This is a genomic window from Sphingopyxis sp. RIFCSPHIGHO2_12_FULL_65_19, assembly GCF_001830555.1.
Lineage (GTDB): Bacteria > Pseudomonadota > Alphaproteobacteria > Sphingomonadales > Sphingomonadaceae > Sphingopyxis.
On the sequence record NZ_MIAM01000015.1, the window covers coordinates 1 to 20,840 of the forward strand.

The 20,840-nt window shown below is 62.7% G+C and carries 21 protein-coding genes and 1 pseudogene; 21 read left to right on the plus strand and 1 reads right to left on the minus strand.

Annotation, left to right across the window (positions count from 1 at the left end; genetic code table 11):
* Positions 1–35: 35 nt before the first annotated feature.
* Together efp and A3E77_RS03865 are read left to right on the plus strand one after the other, a co-directional pair.
* Positions 36–599 (plus strand): elongation factor P, encoded by a 564-nt coding sequence (gene efp, locus A3E77_RS03860; protein ID WP_137867218.1) that lies wholly within the window; start codon positions 36–38, stop codon positions 597–599.
* Positions 600–719: 120 nt separating this feature from the next.
* Positions 720–1,538, plus strand: coding sequence for an inositol monophosphatase family protein (locus tag A3E77_RS03865; RefSeq protein WP_293643529.1), 819 nt, complete (start codon positions 720–722; stop codon positions 1,536–1,538).
* A 151-nt stretch (positions 1,539–1,689) separates the two neighbouring features.
* Here the strand turns inward: A3E77_RS03865 and A3E77_RS03870 are convergent, their stop codons facing one another.
* Complete coding sequence (locus A3E77_RS03870; protein ID WP_293643530.1) at positions 1,690–2,172, minus strand: YbjN domain-containing protein; 483 nt, start codon at positions 2,170–2,172, stop codon at positions 1,690–1,692.
* Positions 2,173–2,400: 228 nt separating this feature from the next.
* On the opposite strand from A3E77_RS03870, the gene A3E77_RS03875 reads away from it, so the two are divergent.
* The 19 genes and pseudogenes from A3E77_RS03875 to A3E77_RS03965 all read left to right on the plus strand — a co-directional run.
* Positions 2,401–2,775, plus strand: a complete 375-nt coding sequence (locus tag A3E77_RS03875) for an NADH-quinone oxidoreductase subunit A (protein WP_037510808.1) — start codon at positions 2,401–2,403, stop codon at positions 2,773–2,775.
* Between the two features lie 29 nt (positions 2,776–2,804).
* Positions 2,805–3,359 (plus strand): NuoB/complex I 20 kDa subunit family protein, encoded by a 555-nt coding sequence (locus tag A3E77_RS03880; RefSeq protein WP_293643655.1) that lies wholly within the window; start codon positions 2,805–2,807, stop codon positions 3,357–3,359.
* Positions 3,359–4,258: an NADH-quinone oxidoreductase subunit C gene (locus tag A3E77_RS03885; protein ID WP_293643531.1), complete on the plus strand. Its 900-nt coding sequence runs from the start codon at positions 3,359–3,361 to the stop codon at positions 4,256–4,258. The genes A3E77_RS03880 and A3E77_RS03885 overlap by 1 nt, the downstream gene beginning before the upstream one ends.
* A complete protein-coding gene (locus A3E77_RS03890; protein ID WP_293643532.1) occupies positions 4,255–5,511 on the plus strand; it encodes an NADH-quinone oxidoreductase subunit D in 1,257 nt (418 codons plus the stop codon). Before A3E77_RS03885 ends, A3E77_RS03890 begins: the two co-directional genes overlap by 4 nt.
* Complete coding sequence (locus A3E77_RS03895; protein ID WP_293643533.1) at positions 5,511–6,179, plus strand: complex I 24 kDa subunit family protein; 669 nt, start codon at positions 5,511–5,513, stop codon at positions 6,177–6,179. Before A3E77_RS03890 ends, A3E77_RS03895 begins: the two co-directional genes overlap by 1 nt.
* Before the next feature lie 3 nt (positions 6,180–6,182).
* Positions 6,183–7,472 (plus strand): NADH-quinone oxidoreductase subunit NuoF, encoded by a 1,290-nt coding sequence (gene nuoF, locus A3E77_RS03900; RefSeq protein WP_293643534.1) that lies wholly within the window; start codon positions 6,183–6,185, stop codon positions 7,470–7,472.
* Positions 7,469–7,981 (plus strand): hypothetical protein, encoded by a 513-nt coding sequence (locus A3E77_RS03905; protein ID WP_293643535.1) that lies wholly within the window; start codon positions 7,469–7,471, stop codon positions 7,979–7,981. Before nuoF ends, A3E77_RS03905 begins: the two co-directional genes overlap by 4 nt.
* Positions 7,974–9,986: an NADH-quinone oxidoreductase subunit NuoG gene (gene nuoG, locus A3E77_RS03910; RefSeq protein ID WP_293643536.1), complete on the plus strand. Its 2,013-nt coding sequence runs from the start codon at positions 7,974–7,976 to the stop codon at positions 9,984–9,986. The genes A3E77_RS03905 and nuoG overlap by 8 nt, the downstream gene beginning before the upstream one ends.
* Positions 9,983–10,120 (plus strand): hypothetical protein, encoded by a 138-nt coding sequence (locus tag A3E77_RS03915; RefSeq protein WP_177175964.1) that lies wholly within the window; start codon positions 9,983–9,985, stop codon positions 10,118–10,120. Before nuoG ends, A3E77_RS03915 begins: the two co-directional genes overlap by 4 nt.
* A gap of 184 nt (positions 10,121–10,304) precedes the next feature.
* Positions 10,305–11,486, plus strand: a complete 1,182-nt coding sequence (gene nuoH, locus A3E77_RS03920; RefSeq protein WP_366652610.1) for an NADH-quinone oxidoreductase subunit NuoH — start codon at positions 10,305–10,307, stop codon at positions 11,484–11,486.
* A complete protein-coding gene (nuoI, locus tag A3E77_RS03925) occupies positions 11,483–11,971 on the plus strand; it encodes an NADH-quinone oxidoreductase subunit NuoI (protein ID WP_293643537.1) in 489 nt (162 codons plus the stop codon). Before nuoH ends, nuoI begins: the two co-directional genes overlap by 4 nt.
* Before the next feature lie 12 nt (positions 11,972–11,983).
* Complete coding sequence (locus A3E77_RS03930) at positions 11,984–12,595, plus strand: NADH-quinone oxidoreductase subunit J (RefSeq protein ID WP_293643538.1); 612 nt, start codon at positions 11,984–11,986, stop codon at positions 12,593–12,595.
* Between the two features lie 124 nt (positions 12,596–12,719).
* The gene (gene nuoK / locus A3E77_RS03935) at positions 12,720–13,025 is read left to right on the plus strand and encodes an NADH-quinone oxidoreductase subunit NuoK (protein ID WP_260583119.1); all 306 of its coding nucleotides are present in this window, start codon (positions 12,720–12,722) and stop codon (positions 13,023–13,025) included.
* A gap of 4 nt (positions 13,026–13,029) precedes the next feature.
* Positions 13,030–15,066: an NADH-quinone oxidoreductase subunit L gene (gene nuoL, locus A3E77_RS03940; protein WP_293643539.1), complete on the plus strand. Its 2,037-nt coding sequence runs from the start codon at positions 13,030–13,032 to the stop codon at positions 15,064–15,066.
* On the plus strand, positions 15,063–16,616 hold the full coding sequence (locus tag A3E77_RS03945; RefSeq protein ID WP_293643540.1) for an NADH-quinone oxidoreductase subunit M: 1,554 nt from the start codon (positions 15,063–15,065) through the stop codon (positions 16,614–16,616). The genes nuoL and A3E77_RS03945 overlap by 4 nt, the downstream gene beginning before the upstream one ends.
* Complete coding sequence (gene nuoN / locus A3E77_RS03950) at positions 16,613–18,046, plus strand: NADH-quinone oxidoreductase subunit NuoN (RefSeq protein WP_293643541.1); 1,434 nt, start codon at positions 16,613–16,615, stop codon at positions 18,044–18,046. Before A3E77_RS03945 ends, nuoN begins: the two co-directional genes overlap by 4 nt.
* Positions 17,968–18,771, plus strand: a complete 804-nt coding sequence (locus A3E77_RS03955; RefSeq protein WP_293643542.1) for a biotin--[acetyl-CoA-carboxylase] ligase — start codon at positions 17,968–17,970, stop codon at positions 18,769–18,771. The genes nuoN and A3E77_RS03955 overlap by 79 nt, the downstream gene beginning before the upstream one ends.
* Positions 18,772–19,557: a type III pantothenate kinase gene (locus tag A3E77_RS03960; protein WP_293643543.1), complete on the plus strand. Its 786-nt coding sequence runs from the start codon at positions 18,772–18,774 to the stop codon at positions 19,555–19,557.
* A gap of 110 nt (positions 19,558–19,667) precedes the next feature.
* A pseudogene (locus tag A3E77_RS03965) lies at positions 19,668–20,840 on the plus strand (ribonuclease J); the annotation flags it as partial.

A 20,840-nucleotide genomic window follows, 5' to 3' on the forward strand; every position in this document is an offset into this window, starting at 1 on the left:
GTCTAGTGCCACATCCTTCTGAGAAAGCTTGCGCGATGAAAATCACCGGCGTTGAAATCCGTCCCGGCAATATTATCGAATACGAAGGTGGTATCTGGAAGGTCACCAAGATCCAGCACACCCAGCCGGGCAAGGGCGGCGCCTATATGCAGGTCGAAGCCAAGAACCTGATCGACGGACGCAAGCTGAACAACCGTTTCCGCAGCGCCGACACGGTCGAAAAGGTACGCCTCGACACCAAGGATTTCCAGTTCCTCTATGCCGAGGGCGACGACCTGGTGTTCATGGACAAGGATAGTTTCGAGCAGATCAACATTTCCAAGGATGTTGTCGGCGAAGCGCACGAATTTTTGCAGGACGGCATGGACGTCGTTCTTGAGCTTTGGGAAGAACGTCCGATCTCGGTCGAACTCCCCGAAACGATCGAAGCGACGATCGTCGAGGCCGACGCCGTGGTGAAGGGGCAGACGGCGTCGTCGTCGTACAAGCCCGCGATTCTCGACAATGGCGTGCGCGTGATGGTGCCGCCGCACATCACCAGCGGGACGAAGATCGTCGTGCATGTGTACGACCGCGAATATGTGCGTCGTGCCGACTGATTGAGTTCCCCTCCCGCTTGCGGGAGGGGCTAGGGGAGGGCCTGTCGAGGGACGCGCCCCCGCCCATGGCAACATTCCCTCCCCCGACCCCTCCCAAAAATGGGAGGGGGGAGAAAAACTATGGCCGTATCTGGCATCATCACCGTCATGGAGCGCGCCGCGCGCAAGGCCGGCACCAAGCTGCGCCGCGATTTCGGCGAAGTCGAGCATTTGCAGGTTTCGCAGAAAGGCCCGGCCGATTTCGTGTCGAAAGCCGACCAGGCGGCCGAACGCACGCTGTATGACGAGCTCGGCCGCGATCGTCCGGGCTGGGGCTTCGTGCTCGAAGAGGGCGGGATTATCGAAGGTGAGCCCGGCAAGCCGCGCTTCATCATCGATCCGCTCGACGGCACCTCGAACTTCCTCCACGCGATCCCGCATTTCGCGATCTCCATCGCGGTGCAGGAACCGAAACCGGGCGGCGGCTGGGGCGACGTCACGGCGGCGCTCATCTATCAGCCGGTGACCGACGAAAGCTATTGGGCCGAACGTGGCCGCGGCGCCTGGCTGCACGACCGCCGTTTGCGCGTCGCGTCGCGCCGCCACCTCAACGAATGCCTGATTTCGACCGGCATTCCGTACATGGGCCATGGCAATATGGCGCAGTGGAGCCGCATTTTCGGCGCCGTCGCGCCCGAAGTCGCCGGCATCCGGCGCTTCGGCGCCGCCAGCCTCGACCTCGCCTGGGTCGCGGCGGGCCGTTACGACGGCTTCTGGGAAAGCGATCTTCAGGTATGGGACGTCGCTGCGGGCATGTTGCTCGTTCGCGAGGCGGGCGGCTTTGTCAGCGATTTCCGCGGCGGCGACCGCGCGATCGAACGCAGCGAATTCATTGCGGGCAGCGCCGCGGTCCATTCCAAGTTGCAGAAGCTGGTCGCAGGCGCGCTGCGCAACGCATGATTTACTGGCCCTCCCCCTTGATGGGGGAGGGTTGGGTGGGGGTGAGTTCGCGTGCGTAAGTCCTCGTCCGCGAACTCACCCCCACCGCTGCGACGAAGCGGCAAGCCGCAAAGTCTCGCTGCCTCCCCCATCGAGGGGGAGGGGGAGCGGATCACTTCTCGAAAACATACTCGCGAAAACTGTCCATCAGTGACGCCCAGGTGTTGAACGTCTCCCCGACATTCTCGCGCGGGATGCCCGCGAAATCGAGGTCGACGTCCATTTCCAGCACCGGGTCGCCCGCGTCATCCTTGTACGCGCGGGCGAAACGCTTGTCCTTGTTCCACTGGTTGAGTCGCTCGAGCGAAACGTCCTTCGCGTCGCTGAACCCCATATAATATTGCAGCGTCTTGCACTTCTGACCCTCGTCGCAATTCATGAAGAGGACGAGGAATTTGAGGCCGCTGCGCGTGCTCTCGATATAGGGATCGTCACCATCCTTCGCCACGATCGTCGCGGGCCACCCTTGCGACTCGACGATCGCCTTGATCGTCGCGGGGTTCGTCGCGTTGATCAGTTCGGCGTGCGCCGGAGTCGCTGAAAAAAGCGCAGTGGCTGCCAAGGCCAGCGCGGCGCGAACGGTGATTGGTCCCATGGATGCTCCCTTAATCGAAGTTGCGCCCGAAAAGCGCGGCGCCGCGACCCTTTTCCGGTGGCGTATCACAGCGATAGGGGCGCTCGCCAGCGCGCAATATGCTTTTGGTCACATGCGATACGAAAATCCTGCCCGCAGTGCTTGCGAGGCGCGGCCCGCTGGCCTAAAGCGCCCGCAACAAGGGTGCCCAGACACCCCAATAGATGAACAACAGAACTGCGAGCTCCCATGGTCGATCTGACGCAATATTTGCCGATCCTGATCTTTCTGGTCGTCGCCGTCGGCCTGTCGTCCGCCTTCGTGTTCCTTCCGATGGGCGTCGCGCGGCTGACCGGGGCGCACAAGCCCGATCCGGCGAAGCTGACCGAATATGAATGCGGTTTTCCGGCGTTCGAGGACGCGCGCAGCCAGTTCGACGTGCGCTTCTACCTCGTCGCCATTCTCTTTATCATCTTCGACCTCGAAGCAGCCTTCCTCTTTCCCTGGGCGGTGAGCCTTGAGGAAATCGGCTGGGCCGGCTGGGCCACGATGATGATCTTCCTCGCCGAACTCACGCTCGGCCTTGTGTACGCGTGGAAAAAAGGCGCGTTGGATTGGGAATGAGCACTTCCAGCATCATCATGCCCGGCCAGATGCCGGTCGCTCCGGGAACGAACCCCGGCACATTTCCGGTGGCGCCGGGGACAAGCCCCGACGCGGGTTTCTTCGACCACCTCAACAGCGAGGTCGGCGACAAGGGCTTTCTCGTCACCTCGACCGAGGATCTGTTCAACTGGGCGCGCACCGGCTCGCTGTGGTGGATGACCTTTGGCCTCGCATGCTGCGCGGTCGAGATGATCCACGTCAACATGCCGCGCTATGACATGGAACGGTTCGGCGCCGCGCCGCGCGCCAGCCCTCGCCAGTCGGACGTGATGATCGTTGCGGGAACGCTGTGCAACAAGATGGCACCCGCGCTCCGCCGGGTTTACGACCAGATGTCGAACCCGAAATATGTCATCTCGATGGGCAGCTGCGCCAATGGCGGCGGCTATTATCACTACAGCTATTCGGTGGTGCGCGGTTGCGATCGCATCGTGCCCGTGGACATCTATGTCCCCGGTTGTCCGCCGACCGCCGAAGCCCTGCTCTACGGCGTGATGCAGTTGCAGCGGAAGATCCGCCGCACCGGGACGATCGAACGCTGATGGCCCATCCTGCTCCTCTCGTCGCGCCGCAGCCATCGCTGGCGGCCGAGCTGAAAAAGCTGATCGGCGCCGATCTGCTCGCGCATGTCTTCACCGTCGATGAAGACAGCATCACGGTGGCTCGCGATGCGGTTGCCGGGGTGATGATCGCGCTGCGCGACAATCTGGAATATCAGCAATTGATGGAGATTGCCGGGGTCGATTATCCCGGCCGGGCCGAGCGGTTCGAGGTCGTCTATCACCTGCTCAGCGTGACGAAGAACCACCGGCTGCGTGTCCGCGTCTCGACCGACGAGGCGACCCCGGTGCCGACGATCGTGCCCGTCTGGCCGAATGCCGGCTGGCTCGAACGCGAAGTGTTCGACATGTATGGCGTGCTGTTCGCGGGCAATACCGATCTGCGCCGCATCCTGACCGACTATGGTTTTCAGGGGCACCCGCAGCGCAAGGACTTCCCGCTGACCGGCTATACCGAACTGCGCTATTCGGAAGAGGACAAGCGCGTCGTGTATGAGCCGGTGAAGCTGGCGCAGGATTTCCGCAACTTCGATTTCCTCTCGCCGTGGGAAGGCGCCGACTATGTGTTGCCCGGCGATGAAAAGGCCGGCGGGACTGGCGAGGCGCCGGGCAAGGGCGCACCGACCCCGATGACCGCCAAGGATGTGAAGGCATCCGACGACAAGGCAAAGGCTTCGCCGCCGCCGACGCCGAAGACCACCGATAGCCCGACCCAGACCGGTGCGGGTGCCAAGGTGAACAAGGCGGCGTCGAAAACGAGCCGCGACGGCGCGAAATCCAAAGTCGCGACGAAAGAAGCGAAGACTCCCGCCACGACCAAGGCGGAAAGGGCGCCCGCCAAGCCGCGCGCGCCGCGCAAGCCGAAAGGAGGTGACGCATGACCGACACTCCTCATGTCAACCATTATGGCGGCGACCTGTTTGAAGGCTATCCGGTCGATACCGCGAACACCGCGGGCGACCAGGCGGTCACCAACTACACGATCAACTTCGGCCCGCAGCACCCCGCGGCGCACGGCGTGCTGCGTCTCGTGCTCGAGCTGGACGGTGAGATCATCGAACGCGTCGACCCGCACGTCGGGCTGCTGCATCGCGGCACCGAAAAGCTGATCGAGTATAAAACCTATTTGCAGGCTTTGCCCTATTTCGACCGGCTCGACTATTGCTCGCCGCTTGGCATGGAGCACAGCTATGTGCTCGCCATCGAAAAGCTGCTCGACCTCGAGGTGCCGGCGCGCGCGCAATATCTGCGCGTGATGTTCGCCGAGCTGACGCGGATCTGCAATCACATGCTCAACATCGGCAGCCACGTCATGGACGTCGGCGCGATGACCCCGAACCTTTGGGTGTTCGAGCTGCGCGAGGATTGCCTCAACTTCTTCGAGCGCGCTTCGGGTGCGCGTATGCACTCGGCCTATTTCCGCCCCGGTGGCGTCCATCAGGACGTCCCCGAAAAGCTGCTCGTCGACATCGGCGAATGGGTCGAAACGCGCTTGCCGAAGCTGTTCGGCGACGCGATGAGCCTGGTCATCGACAACCGCATCTTCAAACAGCGCAACGTCGATATCGCGACGGTGAGCAAGGAAGACGCGCTGGCGTGGGGCTTCTCCGGCCCGATGATCCGCGGCAGCGGCATCGCGTGGGATCTGCGCAAGTCGCAGCCCTATGACGCCTATGCCAAGATGGAATTCGACATCCCCGTCGGCACCCGCGGCGATTGCTATGATCGCTTCATGGTGCGCGTCGAGGAAGTCTATCAGTCGGCGAAGATCATCAAGCAGTGTCTGCGCGACATGCCCACCGGCCCGATCGCCAGCCTCGACCGCAAGGTCGTGCCGCCCAAGCGCGGCGAGATGAAGCAGTCGATGGAATCGCTGATCCATCACTTCAAGCTCTATACCGAGGGCTTCCACGTCCCCGCGGGCGAAGTCTATGTGGCGACCGAAAGCCCCAAGGGCGAATTCGGCGTTTATCTGGTCAGCGACGGCACCAACAAGCCGTACCGCTGCAAGATCCGCCCGACGGCGTTTTCGCATTTGCAGGCGATGGACATGATGTCGAAGGGCCACATGCTTGCGGACACCACTGCAATTATCGGCGCTATTGACGTCGTTTTCGGAGAGTGTGACCGATAATGGCTGACGCACCCCAAATCCCCGACGAAGCCGAAACCCGCGCGCGCTGGGGCGCTTTTGCGTGGACGGCGGAAAATGCCGCGAAGGCGAAGGCGGTTATCGCGCGCTATCCCGCGGGGCGGCAGCGTTCGGCGGTGATGCCGTTGCTCGACCTTGCGCAGCGCCAGGTCGGCGCCGAGACGCAGACGCAGGGCTGGCTGCCCGTGCCGGTGATCGAATATGTCGCGGCGCAACTCGATATGCCGTTCATGCGCGCCTATGAGGTCGCGACCTTTTACACGATGTACAATCTCGTCCCCGTCGGCCGCTATCATGTGCAGGTTTGCGGCACGACGCCGTGCCTGTTGCGCGGGTCGGACGATGTGATGGCGGCGTGCAAGAATCGCGGCATGGTGAAGGGCAAGACGACGCCCGACGGTCTGTTCACGCTGACCGAGGTGGAGTGCATGGGCACCTGCACCAACGCGCCGATGGTCCAGATCAACGACGATAATTACGAAGACCTTGATTACGACAGCACCGTCCGCATCCTCGATGCGCTTGCTGCGGGCGAACAGCCGAAGGCGGGGACGCAGCTTGCGAACCGCCACACCAGCGAACCCGACGGCGGCCCGACGACGCTGAAGGACATGGTCAAGGCCAACCACGACTATCGGAAGGAGTGGTAAGCCATGCTGGCCGATAAGGATCGCATTTTCACCAATCTCTACGGCTTCCAGCCGTGGAATCTCAAAAGCGCGCAGGCGCGCGGCGATTGGGACAATACCAAGGATCTGATGAAGCGCGGCCAGGACGCGATCATCGAGGAAATCAAGGCGTCGGGCCTGCGCGGCCGCGGCGGCGCGGGCTTCCCGACCGGGCTCAAGTGGAGCTTCATGCCGAAGGAGCCGCGCGCCGACCGCCCGAGCTTCCTCGTCATCAACGCCGACGAATCCGAACCGGGGTCGTGCAAGGACCGCGAAATCATCCGCCACGATCCGCACAAGCTGATCGAAGGCGCGCTGATCGCGGGCTTCGCGATGCGCGCGCGTGCGGCCTACATCTATATCCGCGGCGAATTCATCCGCGAGGCCGAGACGCTGTTCGCGGCGGTGCAGGAGGCGTATGACGCCGGCCTGCTCGGCAAGAATGCGGCGAAGTCGGGCTATGACTTCGACGTCTTCGTCCACCGCGGCGCCGGCGCGTACATCTGCGGCGAAGAAACCGCGATGATCGAGAGCCTCGAGGGCAAGAAGGGCCAGCCGCGCCTGAAACCCCCGTTCCCGGCGGGTGCGGGCCTCTATGGCTGCCCGACGACGGTGAACAATGTCGAGAGCATCGCGGTCGTCCCGACGATCCTGCGCCGCGGCGCGCCGTGGTTCGCGAGCTTTGGGCGCGAGAATAACAAGGGCACCAAGCTCTTCCAGATCAGCGGCCATGTGAACAAGCCGTGCGTCGTCGAAGAAGGGATGGGCATCACCTTCCGCGAGCTGATCGACAAGCATTGCGGCGGCATTCGCGGCGGCTGGGACAATCTGCTCGCGGTGATCCCCGGCGGCTCTTCGGTGCCGCTCGTCCCCGCGGCCGAAATCATGGACGCGCCGATGGATTTCGACGGGCTGAAGGCCGTCGGATCGGGCCTCGGCACCGCCGCCGCGATCGTGATGGACAAATCGACCGACGTCGTTCAGGCGATCAGCCGCATCAGCTATTTCTACAAGCATGAAAGCTGCGGCCAGTGCACCCCGTGCCGCGAAGGCACCGGCTGGATGTGGCGCGTCATGGAGCGCCTGCGCACCGGCGACGCCGACATCAGCGAGATCGACACTTTGTTCGACGTGACGAAGCAGGTCGAAGGCCACACCATCTGCGCGCTCGGCGACGCCGCCGCGTGGCCGATCCAGGGCCTGATCAAGCATTTCCGCCCCGAAATCGAACGCCGCATCCGCGAGAATGGCGGCGCGCTGGAGGCGGCGGAGTGAGCGCAGCGGCCGTCACTTTCTGGCAGGAATGGTCTCCGGTCGCCGGAGTCATTGGCGGCTTCGCAACCGGGATCGCCGCTGCTTTTGGGGGCGGCGCGCTGTGGTATGCCAGGACGCAGATCAAATCGAGCCGTCAGGTCGCGCTCGAGCAGGAAGCCCAAACTGTCTATTCGGACTATCTGCGCCTTTGCATCGAATATCCCGAATTCTCCTCGGCCACGCTTGCGAAAAAGAAGCTGAAAATCGAGAATTTCAAAGGGATTGAGGACGTTCTGACGGCGGATTCAGAGCGTTATTTGTGGATCCTCTCTTACATGCTTTCGGCGTGTGAGAAGATACGCCTCACTTGTCCCGGCGATCATGATTGGGAGGCGGCTATTCGTTCCCAGATATCTTATCACCGCAGCGCCCTCGCAGAAACCTGGGCTAAATCGAAAAAGCACTACTCGTCGGAACTGGGTTTGCTCGTGGACGATGTGCTTTCAAAGGACGGGGCTTTCCATGCCTAAAGTAACCGTAGATGGCGTAGAAATCGACGTCCCACAGGGCGCGACCGTATTGCAGGCGTGCGAGATGGCGGGGAAGGAAATCCCCCGCTTCTGCTACCACGAACGCCTGTCGATCGCGGGCAATTGCCGCATGTGCCTTGTCGAGGTCGCGCCCGGCCCGCCGAAGCCGCAGGCGTCGTGCGCGCTGCCGACCGCCGAAGGGCAGGTGATCAAGACCGACAGCCCGATGGTGAAGAAGGCGCGCGAAGGGGTGATGGAGTTCCTGCTCATCAACCACCCGCTCGATTGCCCGATCTGCGATCAGGGCGGCGAATGCGATTTGCAGGACCAGTCGGTCGCCTATGGCCGCGGCGCGACGCGCTATGATGAGAATAAGCGCGCGGTCACCGAAAAATATATGGGTCCGATCGTCAAGACGGTGATGACCCGCTGCATCCAGTGCACGCGCTGCGTCCGCTTTGCGGAGGAAGTCGCGGGCGTCGAGGATGTGGGCGCGATCTATCGCGGCGAAAATATGCAGATCACGTCGTATCTGGAACATGCGGTCGCGAGCGAGCTGTCGGGCAATATCGTCGACCTGTGCCCGGTCGGCGCGCTGACCAGCAAGCCCTATGCGTTCGAGGCGCGGCCGTGGGAACTGACCAAGACGCTCGGCATCGACATGATGGACGCGGTCGGCACCAATGTGCGTATCGACAGCCGCGGGCGGCAGGTGCTGCGCGTGCTGCCGCGCGTCAATGACGATGTGAACGAGGAATGGGCGAGCGACAAGACGCGCCACCATGTCGACGGCCTGACCCGTCGCCGCCTCGATCAGCCCTATGTCCGTGTGAATGGCGCGCTCCAGCCCGCGAGCTGGGCCGAAGCCTTCGCTGCGATCAAGGCGGTGAACGCCGGTTCGTCGGTTGCCGCCATTGCGGGCGACCTTGCCGACTGCGAGACGATGTTCGCGGCTAAGGCGCTGGTCAATGCGCTCGGCGGCAGCCTGCTCGAAGGACGGCAGACCGGGCTCGACTATGATGTCACCAGCCTGTCGGCGGTCAATTTCAACACGACGATTGCCGAGGCCGAGAATGCCGACGTGATCCTGCTCGTCGGCACCAACCTTCGCTGGGAAGCGCCGCTCATCAACACGCGCGTCCGCAAGGCGGCGTGGAAGAAGGGCGCGAAGGTTTTCGCCATCGGTCCCGAAACCGACCTGACGTATAAGGCCGAATGGCTGGGCGACGATGCCTCGCTCGTCGCGAAGCTGCCCGCGCATGTCCTCGACGCGCTCAAGGGTGCCGAGCGGCCGATGCTGATCTTCGGCGGCGGCGCGCTGTCGGTGCCCGGCGTCCATGGCGCGGGCCTCGCGCTCGCCAAATCGGTGAATGCGGTCAAGGACGGCTGGAACGGCTTCAACGTCGTCCATTTCTCCGCCGCGCGCATGGGTTCGCTGATGCTCGGTTACGGCCTGCCCGGCGGGATCAAGGATGTGATAGCTGCGAAGCCGAAGCTCGCCTTCTTCCTCGGCGCCGACGAGGTCGATTTCGCGGCACTGCCCGATACGTTCAAGGTCTATGTCGGCCATCATGGTGACAAGGGCGCGCACGCCGCCGACGTCATCCTGCCCGCCGCGGCGTGGACCGAAAAGGACTTCACCACGGTCAACACCGAAGGCCGTGTGCAGCGCAGCGAAAAGGCGGTGTTCGCACCGGGTGACGCGCGCGAGGACTGGAGCATTTTCCGCGCGCTGGCCGATGCGCTTGGCGTCGATGTCGGCTTCGACAGCTTCGATCAGTGCCGCGCGGCGATGATCGCCGCGGTGCCCGCGCTCGGCGTCGAGGGTCTTGCCGATTATGGCTGGACGGTGCCGAAGCTGCCCGCGAAGCCCGAGGCACGCGCGATCCCGTCGCCGATCAAGGATTTCTACCTCACCAACGCCATCTGCCGCGCGTCGCCGACGATGCAGCGCTGCTCGGAAGAGCTGATCCATGGTGTGGATTTTGCGGAGGCCGCGGAATGACCCCGGTGCATGCGATTGCCAGCGTGTTGCTGGTCGGGATGGGCTATTCGGTGTGGCGCGGGTTCAATCCGCGTAAGTCGGAAAAGCCCGGGCCGCATAATGGTTGGAAGAACCAGGACGGGGCCAAGAAATGACCGAGACCTTCAACCTCCGTGCCCCGGACTTGATCCGGGGCCCATCACCGGACCGATCCTCTTGCCGCGACGGCTGGAGATGGGCCAGCATCCGGTTGAACATGCCCCGCATGTTCAAGGATCGTCCGGGGGACGATCCGACCCGATGCTCCTTCGCAGGGGCACAGGTTCTTGAGGTGAGCGAATGACCGAGACCTTCATCTCCTGGGGTATGGACCCGAATTGGGCGTGGGGCGTTGCAACGATTTGCGGCATCCTGCTCATCGCGCTGCCGCTCATGCTTGCGGTTGCGATGATCATCTATGCCGACCGCAAGATCTGGGCGGCGATCGCGCTGCGCCGCGGGCCGAACGTCGTCGGTCCCTTTGGCCTGCTTCAGTCGTTCGCCGACGGTTTGAAAGTGTTCCTGCAGGAAACGATCATCCCGACGGGCGCGAACCGCGGGCTGTTCCTGATCGCGCCGATCATCACCTTCACGGTCGCGCTGCTCGCCTGGGCGGTGATCCCGTTCAATTCGGGCGCGGTGCTCGCCGACATCAACGTCGGATTGCTCTACATCCTCGCGATCTCGTCGCTCGGCGTCTATGGCGTAATCCTGTCGGGCTGGGCGTCGAACTCGAAATATCCCTTCTTTTCGGCAATGCGCGCATCGGCGCAGATGATCAGCTATGAAGTCTCGATCGGGTTTATCCTGATCGGCGTCGTGCTCTTTGCCGACAGCTTCAACATGAACGAGATCGTCAAGGCGCAGCAGGGCCACGGGCTCGGCATCGTCAACGCCTTCGGCTTCAACCTGCTGCTCTTCCCGCTCGCGGTGATGTTCCTCATCTCGTCGCTCGCCGAAACCGCGCGCGCGCCGTTCGATTTGACCGAGGCCGAAAGCGAGCTCGTCGCGGGCTATCAGACCGAATATTCTTCGATGAGCTTCGCGCTCTTCTGGCTCGGCGAATATGCCAATGTCCTTCTGATGTGCACGCTCAACGCGGTGCTGTTCTGGGGCGGCTGGCTGCCCCCCATCGACTGGGCGCCGCTCTATGTCGTGCCGGGCATCATCTGGCTGTTCATCAAGATCCTGATCTTCTTCTTCATCTTCAGCTGGGTCAAGGCGACCGTCCCACGCTACCGCTACGACCAGTTGATGCGGCTGGGCTGGAAAATCTTCCTGCCGATTTCGCTTCTCTGGATATTCCTGATCTCCGGCTATCTGATGCTGACGAGGTATGGGGATTGTCCGACCAGCGAAAAAGTTCATATCGCCCAGATATCAAACGAAAAAACAGGTGAACTCGTGCGCTTCGACTCGCCTCGAAATGGCTGGGAAGGCGTATGTCGCGAGAAAATCGAACCGCCCAAGGTGTCGTCATGAATAATATAACCCACCTCATCAAAAGCTTTACGCTGTGGGAGTTTGTGAAGGCCCATTGGTTGACGCTGAAGTATTTCTTCAAGCCGAAGGCGACGATCAACTATCCGTTCGAGAAGAACCCGCTGAGCCCGCGTTTCCGCGGCGAACATGCGCTGCGCCGTTATCCAAACGGCGAGGAACGTTGCATCGCGTGCAAGCTGTGCGAAGCGGTGTGCCCGGCGCAGGCGATCACGATCGAGGCCGAGCCGCGCGAGGACGGCTCGCGCCGCACGACGCGCTACGACATCGACATGACCAAATGTATCTATTGCGGCTTCTGCCAGGAAGCATGCCCGGTCGATGCGGTGGTCGAGGGGCCGAACTTTGAATTCGCGACCGAAACGCGCGAAGAACTGCTCTATGACAAGGCCAAGCTGCTCGCCAATGGCGACAAATGGGAACGCGCGATCGCGGCGAATCTTGCCGCCGACGCGCCCTATCGGTAAGGGCGCGCGCACATGATCCAACTCTTTGCCTTTTACCTGTTCGCGACGATCGTCATCGCCTCCGCGGCGATGGTGATTTTCGCGCGCAACCCGGTCCACAGCGTGATGTGGCTGATCCTCGCTTTCTTCAACGCGGCGGGGCTGATGCTGCTCGCGGGCGCCGAATTCATCGCGATGCTGCTCGTCATCGTCTATGTCGGCGCGGTTGCGGTGCTGTTCCTGTTCGTCGTGATGATGCTCGACATCGATTTCGCCGAATTGCGTGCGGGTTTCGTGCGTTACCTGCCGCTCGGCGCGCTCGTCGCGATCATCCTGGCGGCCGAACTGATCTTCGCGGTCGGTGCGTGGAGCGCGGGCGGGGTCGATCTCGCGGCACGCGCTGCACCCGCGGTGACCGACAAGAGCAATATCCAACAGATCGGCGAACTGCTCTACACCCGCTACATCTTCCTGTTCGAGGCGGCGGGTATCGTGCTGCTCGTCGCGATGATCGGCGCGATCGTGCTGACGCATCGCCAGCGTGGCGGCGTGCGCACGCAGAATATCTCGAAGCAGAACCAGCGCCGTCCGCAGGATGCGACGCGACTGGTCGATCCGGGCGTCGGGCAGGGGATGGAATTGTGATGCGGTCTAACGCCCCACATCCGTTTGCATCGAGCGTAGTCGAGATGCGTCTGGCGCAGCGCTTGCATGTCTCGACTTCGCTCGACACGAACGGAACTGAAAAGATCGCGATTGGAGCGGGCGCATGATCTCCGTCGGCCATTATCTCGCCGTTTCGGCGGTGCTGTTCACGCTCGGCGTGCTCGGCATCTTCATCAACCGCAAGAATATCATCGTCATCCTGATGGCGATCGAGCTGATCCTGCTGGCGGTGAACATCAACCTCGTCGCATTCAGCGCGGCGCTGAACGACCTGGTGGGCCAGGTGTTCGCGATGTTCGTGCTGACCGTTGCTGCGGGCGAAGCCGCCATCGGCCTTGCCATTCTCGTCATTTACTTCCGCGGCCGCGGCACCATTGCCGTCGACGATGCCAACCGGATGAAGGGGTAAACCGGTGATTCAGGCGATCGTTTTCCTGCCGCTGCTGGCGGCTATCGTCGCAGGCCTCGGCCAGCGCGTGATCGGCAATGTGCCGGCGAAAATCATCACGACCGGCGCATTGTTCACCAGCTGCGCGCTCAGCTGGCCGATCTTCCTGTCGTTCGTGACCGGGACGGGCGAGGCGGACGTCGTGACGGTGCTGCATTGGGTGTCGTCGGGCGCGCTCCAGTTCAACTGGGAACTGCGCGTCGACACGCTGACCGCGGTGATGCTCGTCGTGATCACGACGGTGTCGGCGCTCGTCCACCTGTATAGCTGGGGCTATATGGAGGAAGACCCGGACCAGCCGCGCTTCTTCGCCTATCTCTCGCTCTTCACCTTCGCGATGCTGATGCTCGTGACCGCGAACAATCTGGTTCAGATGTTCTTCGGCTGGGAAGGCGTCGGCCTCGCATCCTATCTGCTCATCGGTTTCTGGTATAAAAAGCCCAGCGCCAACGCCGCGGCGATCAAGGCGTTCGTCGTCAACCGCGTCGGCGACCTTGGCTTCATGCTCGGCATCTTCGGCACCTTCCTCGTCTTCGGCACCGTCTCGATCCCCGAAATCCTGGCCGCCGCGCCGGGCATGGCGGGCTCGACGATCAGCTTTATGGGGATGCGTCTCGACACGATGACGATCCTCTGCCTGCTGCTATTCATCGGCGCCATGGGTAAATCCGCGCAACTAGGCCTCCACACCTGGCTTCCCGACGCGATGGAAGGCCCGACCCCGGTGTCGGCGCTGATCCACGCGGCGACGATGGTGACCGCGGGGGTCTTCATGGTTTGCCGCCTGTCGCCGATGTTCGAAACCTCGGACGTTGCACAGGGCGTCGTGATGTTCGTCGGCGCCGCGACCTGCTTCTTCGCGGCGACCGTCGCGACGACGCAGTGGGACATCAAGCGCGTCATCGCCTATTCGACCTGTTCGCAGCTCGGTTACATGTTCTTTGCCGCGGGTGCGGGTGCCTATGGCGCCGCGATGTTCCACCTGTTCACGCACGCCTTCTTCAAGGCGTTGCTGTTCCTCGGTGCCGGTTCGGTCATCCACGCGATGCACCACGAGCAGGACATGCGATATTACGGCAATCTCAGGAAATCGATCCCGATCACCTATTGGGCGATGATGCTCGGCACGCTGGCGATCACTGGCGTCGGTATCGCGGGCGTCGCGGGCTTTGCGGGTTTCTACTCAAAGGACGGCATTCTCGAGGCCGCTTTCGCAAGCGGCGGCGGCGGGGTCATCGCTTTCTGGGTCGGCATTTTCGTCGCCTTCCTCACCAGCTTCTATTCGTGGCGGCTTGTGTTCCTGACTTTCTATGGCAAGCCGCGCTGGGAACAGAGCGAGCATATCCAGCACGCGGTGCATGACGATCACGGCCACGGGCATGACGATCATGCCCATGCGGATCATAATCACGACGCGCATAGCGACGGCACCGCGGGCTATCACCCGCACGAAAGCCCGCTTTCGATGCTTATCCCGTTGATCGTCCTGTCGATCGGCGCCGTGTTCGCGGGCATCGCCTTCCACCACCCGTTCATCTATCCCGAAGAGGGGATGGCGTTCTGGAACGGCAGCCTCGCGTTCGACGAGCATCTGATGCACGCCGCGCACGAAGTGCCTTTGTGGGTAAAATGGACGCCGTTCACGGTGATGGCGATCGGGCTATTTCTCGCGTGGAACAGCTATATCCGCAACACGACGTTGCCGGCGCGTTTCGTGGCGCAGTTCAAGCTGCTCCACCAGTTCCTGTACAACAAATGGTATTTCGACGAGCTCTACAACATCCTCTTCGTGAAGCCCGCCTTCGCGATCGGCCGCTTCTTCTGGAAGCGCGGGGATGAAGGCACCATCGACCGCTTCGGTCCCGATGGCGCCGCCGCGCTCGTCGCTGGGGGGACCCGTCTCGCGGTCCGGCTGCAATCGGGTTATGTTTATGGATATGCGTTTGTGATGCTGCTCGGTCTTGTCGGCCTCGCCAGCTGGGCCATGGTGAATTTCCTGTGAGCGGCTTTCCGATCCTTTCGCTGATGCTGGCGGTTCCGCTTGTCGGCGCCATCATCTGCCTGTTTGTTGGCGACAAGATGTCGCGCTTCGTCGCGCTCGGCGCGACGCTTGCGACCTTCGTCCTCGGCTGCATCCTGTGGGCCAATTTCGATATCGGCGGCGCACAGTGGCAGTTCACCGAACGCGCCGACCTGTTCGGACGTTTCCAGTGGGCGCTCGGCATCGACGGCATGGCGCTGATGCTCATCATGCTCAGCGTCTTCCTGATGCCGCTCTGCATCCTCGCCAGCTGGGACGCGATCAAGCAACGTGTCGGCCTCTACATGGCGATGTTCCTGATCATGGAAGTCGTCATGATCGGCGTCTTCATGGCGCAGGATCTGCTGCTCTTTTACATCTTCTTCGAAGCCGGCCTGATCCCGATGTATTTCATCATCGGTATCTGGGGCGGTGCGAACCGCAAATATGCGGCGTTCAAATTCTTCCTCTACACGCTGCTCGGATCGGTGCTGATGCTGATCGCGATGATCGCGATGATCGGCGAAGCGGGGACGACCTACATTCCGACGCTGCTGAACTATGATTTCCCGGTTCAGATGCAGACGTGGCTCTGGCTTGCCTTCTTCGCCAGCCTTGCGGTCAAGATGCCGATGTGGCCCGTCCACACATGGCTGCCCGACGCGCACGTCCAGGCGCCGACCGCAGGTTCGATGATCCTTGCCGGCGTGCTGCTGAAACTCGGCGCCTATGGCTTCATCCGCTTTATGATGCCGATGTTCCCCGATGCATCGGCGCAGCTGATGTGGATCGTCTTTGCGCTGTCGATGATCGCCGTGGTCTACACCAGCCTCGTCGCGCTGGTGCAGAGCGATATGAAAAAGCTGATCGCTTATTCCTCGGTCGCGCATATGGCGATCGTCACCGCGGGCCTGTTCGCGTTCAACCAGCAGGGCATCGAAGGCGCGCTGATCATCATGCTCAGCCATGGTGTCGTCTCGGCCGCTCTGTTCTTCTGCGTCGGCGTGATCTACGACCGGCTCCACACGCGCGAGATCGACCGTTACGGCGGCCTTGCGGTCAACATGCCGGCCTATGCGCTGTTCTTCATGCTATTCACCATGGCGTCGATCGGCTTGCCGGGGACCAGCGGCTTCGTCGGTGAGTTCCTGAGCCTGCTCGGCATTTACGAAGCATCGAGCTGGGTTGCTTTCGTGTGCACCACCGGGATCATCCTGGGTGCCGCCTATATGCTCTATCTTTACCGCCGCGTCGTGTTCGGCGAATTGACCAAGGACGATGTGAAGGCGATGCCCGACCTCAACGCGCGCGAATGGACGATCATGGTGCCGCTGGCCGCCGTGGCGCTGTGGATGGGCGTCTATCCCGAAAGCTTCCTCGCGCCGATGCGCGGCGATGTGACGACGGTTGTCGCGCGGCTCGCCCCGGCAAAGCCCGCGGGTGACGCGCATCTTGCCGCCGGCAAGCCGAAACCCGCGGCTGCACATGGCGAAACCGCCCACGGATCGAGCCATGCGGGAGGCGTCCAATGACCGGCGACCTGGTGCTCATCTGGCCCGAACTGATCCTGACGATCGGCGGGCTGATCACGTTGATGCTCGGCACCTTTCTTGGCGACCGTCAAATCGGACTCTACCAGCTCAGCGCGTTGCTGACACTCGCGGCTGCCGCGGCCGCCGTCGTTGCCCTGTTCGGTATCGAAACGACGGTCTTTTCGGGCACGCTGTCGGTCGACAGCTTCGGCGGCTTCGCAAAGCTCTTGATCTATGCCGCGAGCTTCATCTGCATCCTCATCGCGCCGCGGTTCTTCGGCGGCGGGATGCGTGCCGAATATCCGGTGCTGATCTTGTTTGCCGCGCTTGGCATGGGGATCATGGCGTCGTCGCGCGACCTGATGACGCTCTATGTCGGGCTCGAACTCAACAGTCTTGCTGCCTATGTGCTCGCCAGCTTCATGCGCACCGACGAGCGTTCGACCGAGGCGGGCCTTAAGTATTTCGTCCTCGGCGCGCTGGCTTCGGGCATGCTGCTCTATGGCATCTCGCTGCTCTACGGCTTTACCGGGACTACCGATTTCGCCGGGATCGCAAAAGTGATGGGCGGCGAAATCAACATAGGGCTGATCTTTGGCATCGTGTTCGTGCTCGCGGGCCTTGGTTTCAAGGTCAGCGCCGTGCCGTTCCACATGTGGACCCCCGACGTTTATGAAGGCGCGCCGACCCCGGTGACGACCTTCTTCGCCAGCGCCCCCAAGGTGGCGGCGATGGCACTGATGACGCGCGTCGTGATCGACGCGATGGGGCCGGCGGTCGGTGCCTGGCAACAGATCATCATCTTCCTCGCGCTCGCGTCGATCATCCTCGGCGCCGTCGGCGCCATCGGTCAGAAGAATATCAAGCGCCTGCTGGCCTATTCGTCGATCAACAACGTTGGCTTCATGCTGATCGGCCTCGCTGCGGGGACGCAGCAGGGGGTTGAGGGTGTCCTGACCTATCTGCTCGTCTATGTCGTCACGACACTCGGCGCCTTTCTCGTGGTGCTCCAGCTGCGCGATGCCGATGGTAATGCGATCGAGAGCATCCCGGCGCTCGCCGGCCTGTCGCAGCGCCGCCCCGGGCTGGCCGCAGCGATGGCGGTATTCATGTTCAGCCTCGCCGGCATTCCGCCGCTCTTCGGTTTCTGGCCGAAATATCTGGTGTTCGAGGCCGCAGTGAATGCGAACCTTGTGCCGCTGGCGGTTGCGGGCATCGTCGCCTCGGTGATCGGCGCCTTCTATTATATCGCGATCATCAAGATGATGTATTTCGATGACAAGTCGGACACCGAAATCCCGGCGGGCGGCGGCGTAATCGTCGAGGATGCCGTGATTACCGCCAGCGCGCTGTGGCTGTCGGTCATCGGCTATCTGTTCATTCCCGTGCTGGCGGTCGTTACGGCCAGCGCCGCTGCGGTGCTGTTCTGATACCGCCCATCGAGCGGATCGCGCAGACAGGTTCGACAAACGCCGACCTGCTGGCGCGGCTGGCAGGCGGCGAGCATGTCGGCGAGGGGCATTGGCTGATCGCCGACCGGCAGACTGCCGGGCGGGGCCGCCTTGGCCGCGGATGGAATGACGGGCAGGGCAATTTCATGGGCTCGACGGTCGTCCACCTGACCGTCGGCGATCCTTCGGCTGCGACGCTCGCGCTGGTCGCGGGCGTTGCGCTTGCGAAGACCGTGTCCGCGCTTGCGCCGAACGTCGGCGCGCAGCTTAAATGGCCCAACGACCTGCTGATCGACGGCGCGAAATGCGCGGGCATATTGATGGAACGCACCGGCAATTCGGTTGTGATCGGCATCGGGGTGAACCTCGTCGCCGCGCCCGATCTGCCTGATCGTCCGACCGCGACCCTGGCCGGCAAAGGCGCCACACTCGACCGCGACCATTTTGCCAATGCGCTCGGTATCGCGATGATCGACGCGCTGTGGACCTGGCGGCACGAGGGTGTGGCGAGCATCGTCCGGGCGTGGCTGCCACAGGCGCATCCCGTCGGGACGCCGCTGCGCGTGTCGGAGCAGGGCATCGATGGCTTTTTCGACGGGCTTGCCCAGGATGGCGCGCTGCGCTTGCGCCGGAGCGGCGGCGAGACCATGCTGGTCCATGCCGGAGACGTCGAGTTGCGCCGCCCGGTCGAGGAGAGGGAATAGATGCTGCTCGCGATCGATGTCGGCAATACCAACGCAAAATTCGCGCTGTTCCGGGGAACCGAACTGCTCGCGCGCTGGCGTATTGCGACCGACGACCGGCGCACGGCCGACGAATATATGGTGTGGCTCGACCAGCTGATGCGGATCGAGGGGCACGACCGCGCTCACGTCGACGCGGTGATCATCTCGACCGTCGTGCCGCGCGCGCTCCACAACCTCCAGCTTCTTGCGGTCAAATATTTCGGCGTCGACGCGCTGGTGGCAGGCCGCGAACCTGTGACTTGGGGCATCGCGCTCAAGGTCGATGAGCCGCAATCGGTGGGCGCCGACCGCGCCGTGAATGCAATTTCGGCGCAAGCGGTGGAGCCGGGCAAGGATAAGCTTGTCATCAGCTTTGGCACCGCAACGACGCTCGACCATATCGGCCCCGACGGCGCTTACCTTGGCGGCATCATCGCGCCGGGGGTCAATCTCTCACTCGAAGCGCTGGTCGCCGCCGCCGCCAAGCTGCCGCGCATCGCGATCGAGGCGCCTGCGACCGCCAGCGTCATCGGTCGCACCACCGAAAGCCAGATGCTGATCGGCGTCTATTGGGGCTATGTCTCGATGATGGAAGGTCTGATGGCGCGGATGAAGGCCGAGATAGGCAAGCCGCTCACCGTCATCGCGACCGGCGGCCTTGCGACCCTTTTTCAGGAACAGGCGCACCTGTTCGACCGCATCGAACCCGACCTGACGCTGAACGGGCTGATGCACCTCTATAACCAACGGAACCAAACAATATGACGACTCCGAACAAGGAGCTGCTCTTCCTCGCATTGGGCGGATCGGGCGAGATCGGCATGAACGCCAATCTTTATGGCTGCGACGGCAAATGGATCATGCTCGACCTGGGCGTGACCTTTGGCAGCCACGATTATCCCGGCATCGACATTGTGATGCCCGACCTTGAATTTATCGAGGATCGCAAGAAGGACCTGCTGGGCATCGTGCTGACGCACGGGCACGAAGACCATATCGGTGCGCTGCCCTATCTCGCCGCCGACCTTGGGGTTCCGCTCTATGCCAATCGTTTCACCGCGGGGCTGATCGCGCACAAGCTGGCCGAGGAGGGGCTGGAGAATGCGGTCACGCTCAAGACGGTCGACATCGACGATAATTTCCAGCTTGGGCCCTTCGGCATCCGCCTGATCCCGCTTGCGCATTCGATCCTTGAGATGAGTGCAGTGGTGATCGACACGCCCTATGGCCGCGTCTTTCACACCGGCGACTGGAAGCTCGACGAGGAGCCGATCCTTGGGCAGCCCGCGACCGCCGCGGCGCTGACCGCGGTCGGCGACGAGGGCATCGACGTCCTTGTCTGCGATTCGACCAACGCCTTCAATCCCGAAGCTTCGGGAAGCGAAGGGGGGCTTCGCGCCGGGCTGGAACAAGCGGTTGGCGCGGCCAAGGGCAGGGTGGTCGTCACGACCTTTGCATCGAATGCGGCGCGGCTTGCCACATTGGGGGCCGTCGCCAAGGCGACGGGACGCACGCTCTGCGTCGCCGGGCGCTCGCTCGACCGCATTCTGGGCGTTGCGCGTTCGGTCGGCTACCTCAAGGATTTCCCGCCTACGGTCGATTTCGACGAGGCGATGCGCCTGCCGCGCGACAAGGTGATGGTAATTGCGACCGGCGGGCAGGGCGAACCGCGCGCCGCGCTCGCGCGCATGGCGGCCGACGGCCACCAGATCAAGCTGGAGGCGGGCGACACCGTCGTTTTTTCGTCGAAACAGATTCCCGGCAACGAGGTCGCGATCGGGCGGATCATGAACCAGCTCGCCGCGAAGGACGTGCTGACGGTCACCGAAAAACAGGCGCATATCCACGTCAGCGGTCATCCGGGACAGCCCGAACTGGCGGCGCTTTATGGCTGGCTGCGGCCAAAGCTCGTCCTGCCGGTGCATGGCGAAATCCGTCATATGCACGAACAGGCGCGCTTCGCCCTCGAAAAGGGCGTCCCTGATGCGCTGGTGCAGGAAAATGGCGACCTGGTGCGGCTTGCGCCCGGTGCAGCCAGGATCGTCGAG